12 protein-coding genes and 1 pseudogene are annotated in these 15083 nt (G+C 41.1%); 12 read left to right on the top strand and 1 reads right to left on the bottom strand.

The window, feature by feature from the left end; translation table 11 throughout:
• The 8 genes and pseudogenes from SORDD24_RS07145 to SORDD24_RS07180 form a co-directional block, all read left to right on the top strand.
• The coding region (locus tag SORDD24_RS07145) for a ZmpA/ZmpB/ZmpC family metallo-endopeptidase (protein ID WP_061409065.1) at positions 1-4728 on the top strand (4728 nt) is incomplete at its 5' end.
• 253 nt (positions 4729-4981) lie between these two features.
• On the top strand, positions 4982-5665 hold the full coding sequence (rpiA, locus tag SORDD24_RS07150) for a ribose-5-phosphate isomerase RpiA (RefSeq protein ID WP_061409068.1): 684 nt from the start codon (positions 4982-4984) through the stop codon (positions 5663-5665).
• A 23-nt stretch (positions 5666-5688) separates the two neighbouring features.
• Positions 5689-6900: a phosphopentomutase gene (locus tag SORDD24_RS07155; RefSeq protein ID WP_061409071.1), complete on the top strand. Its 1212-nt coding sequence runs from the start codon at positions 5689-5691 to the stop codon at positions 6898-6900.
• 1 nt (position 6901) lies between these two features.
• Positions 6902-7457 (top strand): annotated as a pseudogene (locus tag SORDD24_RS07160) (DUF1697 domain-containing protein); the annotation flags it as partial.
• Positions 7458-8267, top strand: coding sequence for a purine-nucleoside phosphorylase (locus tag SORDD24_RS07165; protein WP_061409077.1), 810 nt, complete (start codon positions 7458-7460; stop codon positions 8265-8267). It abuts the pseudogene before it with no gap.
• An 8-nt stretch (positions 8268-8275) separates the two neighbouring features.
• Entirely contained in the window at positions 8276-8989 is a 714-nt protein-coding gene (locus SORDD24_RS07170; RefSeq protein WP_061409080.1) for a LemA family protein, read from the top strand.
• Between the two features lie 593 nt (positions 8990-9582).
• A complete protein-coding gene (deoD, locus tag SORDD24_RS07175) occupies positions 9583-10293 on the top strand; it encodes a purine-nucleoside phosphorylase (RefSeq protein ID WP_061409083.1) in 711 nt (236 codons plus the stop codon).
• Positions 10294-10437: 144 nt separating this feature from the next.
• Complete coding sequence (locus tag SORDD24_RS07180; protein WP_061409085.1) at positions 10438-11169, top strand: NAD-dependent protein deacylase; 732 nt, start codon at positions 10438-10440, stop codon at positions 11167-11169.
• Between the two features lie 199 nt (positions 11170-11368).
• Here the strand turns inward: SORDD24_RS07180 and pavA are convergent, their stop codons facing one another.
• On the bottom strand, positions 11369-13024 hold the full coding sequence (gene pavA, locus SORDD24_RS07185; RefSeq protein WP_061409088.1) for an Rqc2 family fibronectin-binding protein PavA: 1656 nt from the start codon (positions 13022-13024) through the stop codon (positions 11369-11371).
• Between the two features lie 104 nt (positions 13025-13128).
• Here pavA and ybeY point away from each other — a divergent pair, with 104 nt between their 5' ends.
• From ybeY to SORDD24_RS07205, 4 genes are all read left to right on the top strand, one after another.
• Positions 13129-13626, top strand: coding sequence for an rRNA maturation RNase YbeY (gene ybeY, locus SORDD24_RS07190; RefSeq protein ID WP_045591585.1), 498 nt, complete (start codon positions 13129-13131; stop codon positions 13624-13626).
• Positions 13607-14002 carry a diacylglycerol kinase family protein gene (locus SORDD24_RS07195; protein ID WP_061409093.1) on the top strand — a complete coding sequence of 132 codons (396 nt, stop codon included), beginning with the start codon at positions 13607-13609 and terminating at the stop codon, positions 14000-14002. Before ybeY ends, SORDD24_RS07195 begins: the two co-directional genes overlap by 20 nt.
• 16 nt (positions 14003-14018) lie before the next feature.
• Complete coding sequence (gene era, locus SORDD24_RS07200) at positions 14019-14918, top strand: GTPase Era (protein WP_061409096.1); 900 nt, start codon at positions 14019-14021, stop codon at positions 14916-14918.
• A 48-nt stretch (positions 14919-14966) separates the two neighbouring features.
• Positions 14967-15083, top strand: a 117-nt coding sequence (locus tag SORDD24_RS07205) for a DNA-formamidopyrimidine glycosylase family protein (protein ID WP_330997389.1), incomplete at its 3' end; no start/stop codon positions are given.

Genomic DNA, 15083 nt, shown 5'->3' on the forward strand with positions numbered 1-15083 from the left:
AAACAACCAGTAAATAAGGTAACTACAAGAGGTACAAAACCACTTCAAGTTACTGAAACAGTAGTAGAAATCGAAGAAACAGACTTCGCAACGACAACTAAGACGAATCCAGATAATTATACAGATGAAGAAACGGTAACAGAGGGTAAAAAAGGAGTTGTACAGGTAACCTACAGTGTTGTAAAAAACAACAAAACTGGGGAAATCATCTCAAAAACAAAGGTTTCACAAGAAGTAAGGATCGAGCCAGTTAACCGAGTAGTTGAAACAGGTACAAAACCAATCGAAGGACAAGAATCAGTGGAAACGACTGAAGAAATTCCCTTTGAAACGATTGAACAGCCTGATGCGACACTGAAATCTGGAACAACAGTTGTTGAAACAGAAGGTGAAGTCGGGCAGAAAAAAATCACAGCCCTTTATAAAACAATCAAAGGTGTTCGGGAAGCTAGTCCTGTCTCAAGAACAGAAGAAATTGTAAAAGCACCCGTTACTAAAGTTGTCAAAGTGGGCACAAAAATGCTAAATAGACAGCCACTCAAAGAGGCTATTGACTTAGCGAAATCAAAAAATCAGGCTGATTATGTAGAGAGTACGTTTGCAAATCTGACGACAGCTTTAACCGCTGGCGAGGGCGAATATGCCAAAGAAGATACAACACAAACTGCACTGGATGCTGAAACTGCTACACTGCAAGATAAGATTGCAACATTAGAATTCAAAGCTCCTGAATACACAGCTGTTGCCATTAAAAAAGACGAACTGAAAAAACAGGTAACACTGAACTACACGCTTAGCAATCCGCTGAACAACTATATTTCTGGGAAAGTCAATGTCTACAAGGATGGTCATCTCTTAGCAAGTAAAGCACTGGACAAGCAATCGGTTGTTTTTGATGGTTTAGATTACGATAGAACCTATATTTTTAAGCCTGAACTGACTTATCACAACAATCTTGCGGAAGTCACAAAAGAGCAAGAAACGAGTGCAGCAACTGCAAGGGTAGAATTAAGGCTCAAAAAATTAGAACTAAAAGAAGTTTCTGCTGTTGAGTTGTATCGAAGAGATGATAATGGCGCAAGATTTACGAAATTATCAGATTTAGCTGCATTGCCAACATCGCTTGGAAATTATTACGCAAAAGTCAAATCAACGACCTTTAAAGATGTGCTATTGCCTATATCAAAAGTCGAGGAAATCACAAAGGATGGCAAGCAATTCTTTCAATTTACAGCTACGATTCCCGAGCTAGTTCAGGGCGAGAATGTGACAGACTATGCAGAGGGCTATCGTTTTCTCGTTGATAAATTTGTCCCTGCACAAAACAATGTTTATTATTCCATAAAAGAACTCGTTGAAGCCATGAATCAGAATAAGGCAGGGACCTATATCTTAGGCAATCATATGGATCTGTCTCTCCTAACACCAAGGGCGAATCAGATAGCCTATGTTACTGGGGAATTTACTGGTAAGCTAACTGGTAAAAATGGGGACAAGCAGTTTGCTTTTTACGGGTCGACAGTACCCCTATTTGAGACCCTGAAAAATGCAACCGTTGAACATGTGGTCTTGAAAGACGTGAACATCAACGGTGGTCAAGATATCGGTGCTATTGCAAAAACGGCAGATAATGCTAAAATCACCAATGTTGCCGTTCAAGGGAATATCACAGCGACAAGAAATATCGGTGGTATCATTAGTTCTGCAAGAAATAGCACACGTTTAGAACAGGTTGATTTTTCTGGTACCATCACTTCCCCAGCCAATACAGGTGGCGGTTCTAAGATTGGTGGCTTGGTCGGTGTATTGGACGATTCTTATATCCATAAAGGTCATGCGAAAATCGACATTCATCTCAATCAAGCCAATAATAACAGTTATTCGACAGGTGGTTTAGTCGCTCAAGTGACGCGCTCAAGGTGGCTGAATACTGTTCACGTTAAAGATTCCTATGTGGAAGGTAAAATCACCAATACTGGCGGCGGTCGTGTCGCTGGAATCGTTTCATCAAACTGGACAAATGGAGTTATCGAAAATGTGCTGAGTGATGTGAAAGTAAGCGGTGGGAATATCGTTTATGCGGATGCCGGTGCCTTGGAAACCAATCATCGAAATGTGATGAAGAATTTCTTTGTCACCCAAAACGCTACTGGAGAACAAACCGCACGCTTTATCCCGACAGTACTGACAGATGAAGAAGCGGCTGCGAAACGAGCATCATTTGGCTTGCAAAATATTGCTAGCACAGTCTCTGACAAGTTGGCACGAACGAATGAATACAAGGTTGACTATACACGCTTGACAGACTACAATTCTGCCAAGGATAGAGCCTACAAGAACATTGCAAAACTGATTCCACTTTATAATAAAGAGCAAGTAATCAAATACGGGAACAAGGTAGGAGATAACAGTAAACTAGATACCACTGATATCTTATCAGTTGTTCCGATGAAGGATAATCGCTTTGTAAACAACTACAATGATGAAATCAACAGATTGTTGGTTCATTATAAAGATGGGACAAAAGAATATTATCAGTTGACCAACAAGCAATCGGATAGACAGACAGGGTTGGATGAGTATAGCTTAGGTGATTTGGGAGTTATCTATACACCAAACCAATTTATTCAAGATTATAGTCCAATCGTGTCAGTGGTAAGCGGTGCATTGAAAGCGATTGATTTGTATGCTGACAGTGTGGCAGAAGTTCTAGGTATTGGAGCAGATACTGCCAAGGGAGAGAAACTCAAAAAACTGTATTATGATGAACAGTTTCAGGATACTAAAGAAAATATCGAAACTTATTTGACCAATATCCTTACAAGCTCTTCTGTATTGCGAACTGATAATGCTCTGACAAATGAAGCGGTCATTCATTACATCCAAGAAAACAAAGCAGCCTTGTTGCTTGGAATTACTTATATGAACCGCTTGTACAATATCAACTTTGGTGATGTCAATATTCGAGATATAATGACCAACAAACTCTCAGAGTTTTATGGAAAAACAGATAATCCACTGGAGTTTTTGGTGAGATTAGGTCACTCTGGCTATTCTACATTGCTCATCAGTTCAAATGTGGGAACTTATAGCAGTAAGATTGCACCAGTAACAGAGAAAAAAACACTGATTGATTTCTTGGATTACAATCGTGAATTGTTTACAGATATGGACAAATACACTTGGTTTAGGGATACGACTAAAAATCACCTCTATATTGCCGAACGCCCATCAGAAGTGCCAGAGATTGCCAATGCAGACTACAAAGCATATGATAAGTTGCAAAAAGCAGAGTTTATCAATTATATCTTGCCACTCTTAACCATGCAGAAGTCCAATCTGTATATTATCTCGAACTACAGTACACTCGTCTTTGGTTCCAAAGATAGACGTCCTAATGATACGCAGGAAAATTGGCTCCGAGCGATTAACGAATCAGCAGACAACTTCCGTCACTATATCGATAACTGGTATCGAATTGCGAACGAGAATGTAAAACAACGTCTCGTCAAAGAAAGAAATCTACCTATCTGGGACGGTTACAATGCAGGTGGCTGGGCTGATCAGTATGGCAGGTACGGCCAAGCGAATGAATTTAAGTCATTGCGTGAATTTTTCGGTCCTATTGGAAAATGGTTTGGAAATAATGGTTTGGGTGCCTATGCATTGATTGGAACAAGAACACCGTTGATTCACTTTATCGCTGGCGATGTATTGACGGATTATGGTCAAAGCATCTTTACGCATGAAGTGACGCACGTTTATGATGATTCTATCTATCTGGGTGGCTATGGACGTCGTACGGGAATGGGGCCAGAGGCCTATGCACAAGGCTTGCTTCAAATCCCACGAAATGGTGGGGAGTTAGGTGTGAACCTGATGTTTACCTATCCAAATGACGGCACTCGTTGGTACAATCCACGTTCAGACGTCTTTAAAACGCAAGCAGATATTGACCGTTACATGAAGCGCTACATCGATACATTGATGGTCTTGGATCATGCTGAGGCGGATGGAGTGATTGCGACTGGCAACCAAACCTTTATGAATGGTTATTATAAGAAGGTTGATAAGCAAGTCAAAGCCAATGGTTTGGACCAGTTTGATTTGTTGAGAGAGTTGAATGATGCGGAAAAATCCATTACGATTAGGTCAATAGACGATTTGGTAAACAATAACTTCATGACCAAATTCCAACTAGGAAATGGAACTTATGATGGAAACGGTATAAAAGGGGACGCCTATGTCACACCGCATATGATGTTAGCTATCTATGGTGGAAACACAAGTACACAAGGTGCAGGAGCAGTGATGTTCAAGCATAATGCCTTCCACCTATGGGGTTACTATGGCTATTCAAATGGTTTTGTAGGCTATACTTCGACCAAGTATGCTGCAGAAGCCAAGGCTGCTGGTCAAGTTTTAGGTGACAAGTATGTCATTCAGAAAATTTCAAATGGACAATTTGAAACATTGGAACAATGGAAAGTCGCCTACTACAAGGAAGTCAAGCAGAAAGCTGAAACTTACTTTAGACCTGTAACCGTAAATGGAAAAACGATTTCAAGTTATGACCAACTCAAACAAGAGTTCCAGACGATTGCTACAAATAATCTTGGAAATCCGAGTCGTGCGATTACACAAATCATCAATCTGAAAACGGTCATCTATAAAGCTTGGTTGAAAGACACAGACGGTTTCCAAGAAGATATCGTGGGTCGTCCTTGATGCACGAGATAAAAAGTTAGTCGGTAGAGAAGAAAGGACATTTTTCTTACTGATCCACTGAGGCAACGGCCATCTAAAATCTGAGGTAAACAAGGATTTTAGGTGGTTGTTTTTAGTTTTTAGCTTGAGTATAAAACCGCCACCTCCCTACAGAAAAAGAAAAGGAAAAAATGTTCGGTTTTTTCTCTTGTATGGATGAAATTAAAGCCCATACATGGTATAATAGAGCTAGCTCTCTATTGGAGGTAGAAGTGTGGAAAATCTGAAAAAAATGGCAGGTATCAAGGCTGCTGAGTTTGTCAAGGATGGGATGGTTGTCGGACTGGGGACTGGATCGACAGCCTACTATTTTGTAGAAGAAATCGGTCGCCGGATCAAGGAAGAAGGTTTGCAGATTACTGCTGTAACGACTTCCAGTGTGACCAGTAAACAGGCTGAAGGTCTTAACATCCCGCTCAAGTCGATTGATCAAGTAGATGTTGTCGATGTGACGGTTGACGGGGCGGATGAAGTAGATAGCCAGTTTAACGGGATCAAAGGTGGTGGTGGTGCCCTTCTCATGGAGAAGGTTGTCGCAACGCCTTCAAAAGAATACATTTGGGTGGTAGATGAAAGCAAACTGGTAGAGAAACTGGGTGCTTTTAAATTGCCAGTAGAAGTGGTTCAGTATGGTGCAGAACAGGTCTTTCGTCGGTTTGAGCGAGCTGGCTATAAACCAAGTTTCCGTGGAAAAGATGGCCAACGTTTTGTGACCGATATGCAGAACTTTATCATTGACCTAGCCTTGGATGTCATTGAGGATCCAATTGCCTTTGGGCAAGAATTGGACCATGTCGTTGGTGTCGTAGAGCATGGCTTGTTCAACCAAATGGTGGATAAGGTCATCGTTGCTGGACGAGACGGTGTTCATATTTTAACTTCAACAAAAGCAAACTAATCAACATAATAAGGAGATACACTATGTCAAAATTTAATCGGATTCACTTGGTGGTACTGGATTCCGTGGGAATCGGTGCTGCACCAGATGCCAATAACTTTGTCAATGCAGGGGTTCCAGACGGAGCTTCTGACACACTGGGACACATTTCAAAAACAGTTGGTTTGAATGTGCCAAACATGGCTAAAATCGGCCTAGGAAATATTCCTCGCGAAACACCGCTGAAGACTGTACCAGCTGAAAGTAACCCGACAGGATATGTGACAAAATTGGAAGAAGTATCTCTTGGTAAGGATACTATGACTGGACACTGGGAAATCATGGGACTCAACATTACCGAGCCTTTCGATACTTTCTGGAACGGATTCCCAGAAGAAATCTTAACAAAGATCGAAGAATTTTCAGGACGTAAGGTCATTCGTGAAGCCAACAAACCTTACTCAGGAACAGCTGTTATTGACGATTTTGGACCACGTCAAATGGAAACTGGGGAGTTGATTATCTATACTTCAGCTGACCCTGTCTTGCAAATTGCTGCCCACGAAGACATCATTCCTCTGGATGAACTATACCGTATTTGTGAATACGCGCGTTCGATTACCCTTGAGCGCCCAGCCCTTTTAGGACGTATCATTGCTCGTCCTTATGTAGGTGAGCCAGGTAACTTCACTCGTACAGCTAACCGTCGTGACTTGGCAGTATCTCCATTTGCACCGACTATTTTGGATAAATTGAATGAAGCTGGTATCGATACTTATGCTGTTGGTAAAATCAACGATATCTTTAATGGAGCTGGTATCAACCATGACATGGGTCACAACAAGTCAAACAGCCATGGGATTGATACATTATTGAAGACCATGGGACTTGCTGAGTTTGAAAAAGGATTCTCCTTCACCAACTTGGTGGACTTTGATGCCCTTTACGGACACCGTCGCAATGCTCACGGCTACCGTGATTGCCTGCATGAGTTTGATGAACGCTTGCCTGAAATTATCGCTGCCATGAGAGAGAACGACCTTCTTTTGATTACTGCTGACCATGGAAATGACCCAACCTATGCAGGAACAGACCACACTCGTGAATATATTCCACTTTTAGCTTACAGTTCTGCCTTTAAAGAAAACGGTTTGATTCCAGTTGGACATTTTGCAGATATCTCAGCAACAGTTGCGGATAACTTTGGTGTGGAAACTGCCATGATTGGTGAAAGTTTCTTAGATAAATTGGTATAAGATGACGCGATATACTTTACTTGTTCGGGGCATTAATGTAGGTGGGAAAAATAAAGTTGTCATGGCGCAACTTCGTCAAGAACTGACAGAGTTGGGACTGGAAAAGGTTGAAACCTACATCAACAGTGGTAACATTTTCTTTACTTCGATAGCTCCCAAAGTCCAATTGGTTGAAAAGTTAGAGGCTTTCTTTGAAATCCATTATCCATTTATTCAGAGCTTTTCCTTGTTGAGTCTTGAGGACTTTGAAGAGGAACTTGAACAACTTCCTGAATGGTGGACCAAAGATTTGGCACGAAAGGATGTCCTCTTTTACACGGAGGGATTGGATGTGGCTCAAGTGATCGAGAAAGTGAACAGTTTGGAACTGGAAGATGAAGTCGTTCATTTTGGAAAACTTGGTATTTTCTGGGGGAAATTCTCTGAGGAATCCTACTATGCAACTGCCTATCACAAAAACTTACTCAAGATGCCTTTCTACCGCCAAATCACCATTCGCAATGCTAAAACTTTTGACAAAATCGGTCAAATGCTAAAAAAATAATAAAGGAGACACAATGGCGTTTTTAAATAAGATCAAGGAAACAGCTGCCTTCCTGAAAGACAAGGGAATCCAAGCACCTGAGTTCGGTCTAATCCTTGGATCAGGACTTGGAGAATTGGCAGAAGAAATCGAAAATCCAGTTGTAGTAGACTATGCAGATATTCCAAACTGGGGCCGTTCCACAGTAGTCGGACACGCTGGTAAATTGGTATATGGAGAACTTGCAGGTCGCAAGGTCTTGGCTCTTCAAGGTCGTTTCCATTTCTACGAAGGAAATCCTCTTGAAGTCGTGACTTTCCCAGTACGTGTGATGAAAGTTCTTGGATGCGAAGGTGTCATTGTAACCAATGCAGCTGGAGGTATTGGATTTGGTCCTGGTACCTTGATGGCTATCTCAGATCATATCAATATGACGGGGCAAAACCCATTGATGGGTGAAAACTTGGATGATTTTGGTCCACGTTTCCCAGATATGTCTAAAGCCTACACTCCAGAATATCGTGCTACTGCCCATGAAGTGGCTAAAAAACTTGGTATCAAGCTTGATGAAGGTGTCTATATTGGTGTAACAGGTCCGACATATGAAACCCCAGCAGAGATTCGTGCCTATAAGACATTGGGAGCAGATGCAGTTGGTATGTCTACTGTTCCTGAAGTTATTGTTGCAGCTCACTCAGGTTTGAAAGTTCTAGGAATTTCATGTATCACTAACCATGCTGCTGGTTTCCAAGAAGAACTCAACCACGAAGAAGTTGTAGAAGTGACTGAACGTGTTAAAGGCGACTTCAAAGGCTTGCTTAAAGCGATTATTGCAGAATTGTAAGGTGTACGATGTCAAGTTTATTTAATAATCCATTTTTTAGAATTGTCCGTGGAATTTTAATAATTGTTCTCCTAACGTTGGTTTGGCTATTTATTTTTGCAGCCTTTAATAATTCTGGTAGTGAAACAAATTACGAGCCTTTTCAAGGAGCGTCCATTGTTTTTGCAGTTTTGAGTTATCTGGTCATAGTCTTTCTATTTCAATACCATAAGGTTATTAACTTAAAAGAACTCATTGGATCTTCCTATAGTGCAATTGAAATTAAAGAACAGTATGTTGAAAAATTAATTATCCAGCTTCGTGAATTAACTGATAAGATTGTGGACCATGAATTAAAAATGTCCGTGCGTAAAAATGTTTCAGACTTGTTAGAAGAAACACGTTCTGTTATTAATTCTACAAACGATGAAAACCAGGCAAATCATTCGGAGTCTAAGCGTAAATTTTATGGAGAATCTGGGACAGTTTCATCCCACACATATTCCTCTCAAGTAGAAGAAACGAAGAGTAAAATATTGGAACAAATCGAAAGGGACACCAATATTACAGCCGATCAAAGTATTAAGGATCTGATAGCTGAAATCAAAGAATCAGAAGTATTAGTTGCCAATCAAAAATTACACTATAATGAAATGGTGTCGGAATATAATAAAGCGATTTATACTTTACCCTTAGCTTTTCTAAGAACAACCTTGGGACATTTCGAAAAAGACTATTTGTAATTTGTCAACTCAAAAGTTGAGAGGATGTTCAAAATTCATACTTAATACAGAAAGGTAGAGCGAGGTGTTCTAATTTGAACACGAGCGGAAAGCTTTTCTAGAGACTCAGAAAGGAAGGGGAGTTCGGATTTGAATTGAACCTGAGCTGTTCTCTTCTATATCAAAAAATTAAGAAAGAAAGGAATTGACCCCACCCTAAAAGCAGTGGGGAAAAGATAGTTGGTCTAGCGAGCATCGCTCACTGCACCCAACTCCTATTTTCCCTTCGCTTTTTGACGGGTTTGGTATCTTTCTAAATATCAAATATAAATTAAAGAAAGGATGGGCTCTTTGTATTCACTGAACTGAATACGGGCGGAGAACTGTGTAAAAAAGATAAACTGTCTAACATCTGCGATGCTTCGTCAGTTTCCTATTTTTACTTTGTTCTCTGTCGCTATCCTAAATATACAATAAAGAAAGGTAGAGCAAGGTGTTCTAATTTGAACACGAGCGGAAAACTCGGAAAATAGATAATCTGATTGAGAAATCAGGATTTCTCGTCAGATTCCTAATTTTCAGTCGTTTTCTTGTCGCTCTTTGTATCAAAAATTATGTCTATCCATATTGCTGCTCAGCAGGGTGAAATTGCTGATAAAATTCTTCTTCCAGGGGATCCTCTTCGTGCTAAGTTTATTGCGGAGAACTTCCTTGAAGACGCTGTTTGTTTTAACGAAGTGCGTAACATGTTTGGCTACACTGGTACTTACAAGGGTCACCGTGTATCAGTCATGGGAACTGGGATGGGGATGCCATCGATTTCGATTTATGCGCGTGAGTTGATTGTAGACTACGGAGTGAAAAAGTTGATCCGTGCGGGAACTGCTGGTTCTTTAAACGAGGATGTCCATGTCCGTGAATTGGTCTTAGCACAAGCAGCTGCGACTAACTCAAACATCATCCGCAACGACTGGCCACAGTATGATTTTCCACAAATCGCTAGCTTTGATTTACTAGATAAGGCCTACCATATCGCCAAAGAACTCGGTATGACTACTCACGTTGGGAACGTTTTGTCGTCAGATGTCTTTTACTCAAACTACTTTGAAAAGAACATCGAGCTTGGTAAATGGGGAGTTAAGGCTGTGGAAATGGAAGCAGCAGCTCTTTACTATTTAGCGGCTCAACACCACGTTGATGCACTTGCTATCATGACCATTTCTGATAGTTTGGTCAATCCAGATGAAGACACCACTGCAGAAGAACGCCAAAACACCTTCACCGATATGATGAAGGTCGGCTTGGAAACCTTGATTGCAGAGTAATCAGAGAATAGATTTTCAATTACATTAGTTACAAGAACTGTTGTAAGTGATTTATTTTCAATATCTTAGAAATGATAAAGAAAGAGTTGAAAATCCAACTATTGATTTTCAACTTTTTTAGAACCCAGCTTAAGGAGAAATGTGATGGATAAAATTGAACAATTACAAGATTTGATAGATCAAAGCCACAGAATAGTCTTTTTCGGAGGGGCAGGAGTGTCAACCGAGTCTAATATCCCAGATTTTCGCAGTTCAGATGGTGTTTATAGTCATCAGTTAGGCCGTCATTTTACGGCAGAGCAACTCGTTTCTCGGACCATGTTTGAGCGCTATCCAGAAGATTTTTTTGACTTTTATAAGAAATACCTGATTTATCCAGAAGCCAAGCCTAATGCTGCTCATTACTACCTAGCTGCTTTGGAAAAAATTGGCAAGCTAAAGGCTGTTGTGACACAAAATATCGATAGTCTTCATGAAATGGCAGGCTCCCAAAAGGTCTTTAAATTGCATGGGAGTGCGGACCGAAATTACTGCCTAGGTTGTCATCGTTTCTATGACTTAACTGCCTTTCTGGCCCTCGAGGGACCTGTTCCCAACTGCTTAGACTGTGGTAAGGTGGTCAAGCCTGACGTGACCTTGTATGAAGAATCACTTGACATGGATGTCTTTAGTCAAGCTGCACAAGCTATTCGGCAAGCAGACTTGCTGATTATTGGTGGGACTTCCTTGGTTGTTTATCCTGCAGCTAGCCTAGTAAACTATTTTTCTGGGACAAATCTGGTCCTTATCAATAAAACCAGTATTCCACAAGACAGCCAAGCTACATTGGTCATTGAAGGCAAGATTGGGGAAGTCTTTTCGAAATTGAGACAATAAAAGAATTTTAGAAGATAGCAACAAAACCTTGTTACTTGAAAGAGAAAACTATCTCATTTATTGACAAAAATCTCGCTCTTTGAGAGTTATTAAAAACTGGCTGAGAAAATCAAAATACCTTCACTGATATGATGAAGGTCGGCTTGGAAAACTTGATTGCAGAGTAAAATGTAAAAGAAAATCCTGATTTCATTTGAAATCAGGATTTTTTCATGGATGCGATTTTTTCTGGGTCTGGTGTGACACGGAGGTTTTTTTGTCCTGTGTAGGTTACAAAACCGGGTTTGCCACCTGTTGGTTTGTTGAGTTTTTTGACTTCTATCATATCAACCTGCACCAGATTTGACAGACGTCCCTTGGAGAAGTAGGCAGCTAGCTCCGCTGCATCTGTCTTAACTTCATCAGAAGGATTAAGATTTCCTGAGATAACAACATGGCTGCCAGGAATGTCCTTGGCATGGAACCAAAGTTCCTCCTTGCGTGCCATTTTAAAGGTTAGTTCTTCATTTTGCAAGTTGTTTCGACCGACATAGATGATGGTCTTGCCATCGCTCGCCAGATACTGTTCTGGTTTTTTACGTTTCTGGATTTTTTCTCGCTGGCGTCTTCTAATGAAGCCTGTTTGGATTAATTCTTCACGGATTTCAGCGATTTCTTCCAGTCCAGCTTGGTTGAGAACGGTCTCCACGCTTTCAAGATAGAGAATGGTTGCCTTGGTTTCTTCGATCAGTTCAGTCAGGTATTTGACAGCTTCTTTGAGTTTCTGGTAACGTTTAAAATAGCGTTGGGCATTCTGGCTGGGGGTCAAGGCCTTATCAAGCGCAATGGTGATAGGTTGATTGGTGTAGTAGTTGTCCAAGGTAACCTGATCTTGGTCATTAGGTACTTGGTGGAGGAAGGTTGTCAACAATTCTCCTTTTTGGCGAAATTCCTCAGCATTGTCTGTCGCTAGTAACTCTTTTTCTTGTTTTTTAAGCTTATGTCGATTTTTCTGAAGTTCATTTTCAACACGACGAATCAGTTCACTGGCCTGCTGTTTGACGCGATCGCGCTCTGCCTTGTCCTTATAGTAGGTATCCAAGAGCTCTGAAAGGCTGGCAAAAGGCTCTCCTACACTGTTCGTAAAAGGAACTGGGCTGAAGGAAGTCTCTGTTAAGCATGGCTTTGTTTCTTGACTGAAAAAGTTTCGGAAAGTAGACAGTTTATCACTGACAAGAATGTTTTCCAATTCATTTGCCGTATCTCGTCCCAAACCTTGAAAGAGGCTTTGAAGATTTTTTGCAGTTAGTTCTTGGGTTTGCAAGATTTCAAAGAGTTTTTCATCTTTGGCAGTAAAAGGATTGAGAGACTCGGTACTTGGTGGAGCGATATAGCTTGACCCTGGGAGCAAGGTGCGGTAGCTGTTTTGTGAAAAACCAACGTGTTTGATGACTTCGAGAATTTTGTGGCTGCTCTTATCAACTAGAAGGATATTGCTGTGTTTGCCCATGATCTCTATAATCAGAGTCGCCTGGATATGATCCCCAATCTCGTTTTTATTGGAAACCGTGATCTCCAAGATACGGTCATTTTCCACTTGCTCAATTGACTCAATCATAGCACCCTGCAAATACTTTCTCAAAACCATGATAAAAGTAGAAGGTTGGGCTGGATTTTCAAAGGTCGTTTGGGTCAGCTGGATGCGACCAAAAACGGGATGAGCAGAGAGGAGCAGGCGATGGCTTTGGCGATTGCTGCGGATTTGCAAGACCAACTCTTGTTCAAAAGGTTGATTGATCTTCTGAATGCGACCATTGACCAACTCGCTTTGCAATTCCTCAACCATGTGGTGTAAAAAAAATCCGTCAAATGACATCGTTCTCTCCTTGTGATTGTATTCCATAGTATTATATCAAAAAGGTAGAATAAAATCATGGAAATATGGTATAATAAAGCCAAGTAAAGAGAATCGAGAAGTACATGTATATTGAAATGGTAGATGAAACTGGTCAAGTTTCACAAGAAATCTTGCAACAAACCCAAGAAATTTTGGAATTTGCAGCCCAAAAAATAGGAAAAGAAGACAAGGAGATGGCAGTTACTTTTGTGACCAATGAGCGTAGTCACGAACTCAACCTCGAGTACCGTGATACAGATCGCCCGACAGATGTCATCAGCCTTGAGTATAAACCTGAATTGGACATTACTTTTGACGAGGAAGATCTGCTTGAAAATCCTGAATTAGCAGAAATGATGTCTGAGTTTGATGCCTATATTGGGGAACTTTTCATCTCTATCGATAAGGCGCATGAGCAGGCTGAGGATTACGGTCACAGCTTTGAGCGTGAGATGGGCTTCTTGGCAGTACACGGCTTTTTACATATCAACGGCTACGATCACTACACTCCGGAAGAAGAAGCGGAGATGTTCGGTTTACAAGAAGAAATTTTGACAGCCTATGGACTCACAAGACAATAAACGAAAATGGAAAAACCGTGACCTTGTATCTAGTTTAGAATTTGCCCTGACAGGAATTCTGACTGCCATCAAGGAAGAACGCAATATGCGAAAACATGCAGTGACGGCTCTAGTAGTTATCCTTGCAGGTTTTGTTTTTCAGGTATCACGGATCGAATGGCTCTTTCTCCTAATGAGCATTTTCTTGGTAGTAGCATTTGAAATTATTAACTCTGCTATTGAAAATGTGGTGGATTTAGCCAGTCACTATCACTTTTCTATGTTGGCAAAGAAAGCCAAGGACATGGCGGCTGGTGCCGTACTTGTGGTTTCTCTTCTTGCCGCGGTGATTGGTGCACTTATCTTTCTCCCACGCATTTGGGATTTATTATTTTAAAGATTAAGAGGAAATTATGACATTTAAATCAGGCTTTGTAGCCATTTTAGGACGTCCCAATGTTGGGAAGTCAACGTTTTTGAATCACGTCATGGGGCAAAAGATTGCTATCATGAGTGACAAGGCGCAAACAACGCGCAATAAAATCATGGGGATTTACACCACGGATAAGGAGCAAATCGTCTTTATCGACACGCCAGGAATTCACAAGCCTAAGACGGCTCTTGGAGATTTTATGGTGGAATCTGCCTACAGTACTCTGCGTGAAGTGGATACCGTTCTTTTCATGGTGCCAGCTGATGAGCCACGTGGTAAGGGCGACGATATGATTATCGAGCGTCTGAAGGTTGCCAAGGTTCCAGTAATTTTGGTGGTCAATAAGATTGACAAGGTCCATCCAGACCAGCTTTTGGCTCAAATTGATGACTTCCGTAATCAAATGGACTTTAAGGAAATTGTTCCGATCTCAGCCCTTCAGGGAAATAACGTTTCTCGTCTAATTGACATCCTCAGTGAAAATCTTGAGGAAGGTTTCCAGTATTTCCCAGCTGATCAAATCACAGACCATCCAGAGCGTTTCTTGGTTTCTGAAATGATCCGTGAGAAAGTCCTACACCTAACTAGAGAAGAGATTCCCCACTCAGTTGCAGTTGTGGTGGACTCTATGAAGCGTGATGAAGAGACCGACAAGGTTCATATCCGAGCTACTATTATGGTTGAGCGTGATAGCCAAAAGGGTATCATCATCGGAAAAGGTGGCGCTATGCTTAAGAAAATTGGGACCATGGCCCGTCGTGATATCGAACTCATGCTAGGGGACAAGGTTTTCCTAGAAACTTGGGTCAAGGTCAAGAAAAACTGGCGTGATAAAAAGCTAGATTTGGCTGACTTTGGCTATAACGAAAAAGAATACTAAGTAGAGGTGGGCTCATGCCTGCTTCTTGTTTTTACAGAAGGAGGATTTATGCCTGAATTACCTGAAGTTGAAACGGTTCGTCGTGGTTTAGAAAAATTGATTTTGGGAAAGAAGATTTCTAATATAGAGATTGCTTATCCCAAGATGATCAAGACAGATTTGGAC

The organism is Streptococcus oralis (assembly GCF_001579175.1).
Taxonomy (GTDB): Bacteria; Bacillota; Bacilli; order Lactobacillales; family Streptococcaceae; genus Streptococcus; species Streptococcus oralis_O.

What these genes read in the sequence shown, in the direction of transcription:
- ybeY (WP_045591585.1), top strand. Translation starts at nt 13,129, where the DNA reads ATGTATATTGAAATGGTAGATGAAACTGGTCAAGTTTCACAAGAAATC.
- SORDD24_RS07170 (WP_061409080.1), top strand. Translation starts at nt 8,276, where the DNA reads ATGTCAAGTTTATTTAATAATCCATTTTTTAGAATTGTCCGTGGAATT.
- SORDD24_RS07180 (WP_061409085.1), top strand. Translation starts at nt 10,438, where the DNA reads ATGGATAAAATTGAACAATTACAAGATTTGATAGATCAAAGCCACAGA.
- SORDD24_RS07195 (WP_061409093.1), top strand. Translation starts at nt 13,607, where the DNA reads ATGGACTCACAAGACAATAAACGAAAATGGAAAAACCGTGACCTTGTA.
- SORDD24_RS07165 (WP_061409077.1), top strand. Translation starts at nt 7,458, where the DNA reads ATGGCGTTTTTAAATAAGATCAAGGAAACAGCTGCCTTCCTGAAAGAC.
- era (WP_061409096.1), top strand. Translation starts at nt 14,019, where the DNA reads ATGACATTTAAATCAGGCTTTGTAGCCATTTTAGGACGTCCCAATGTT.
- pavA (WP_061409088.1), bottom strand. Translation starts at nt 13,024, where the DNA reads ATGTCATTTGACGGATTTTTTTTACACCACATGGTTGAGGAATTGCAA.
- SORDD24_RS07155 (WP_061409071.1), top strand. Translation starts at nt 5,689, where the DNA reads ATGTCAAAATTTAATCGGATTCACTTGGTGGTACTGGATTCCGTGGGA.
- deoD (WP_061409083.1), top strand. Translation starts at nt 9,583, where the DNA reads ATGTCTATCCATATTGCTGCTCAGCAGGGTGAAATTGCTGATAAAATT.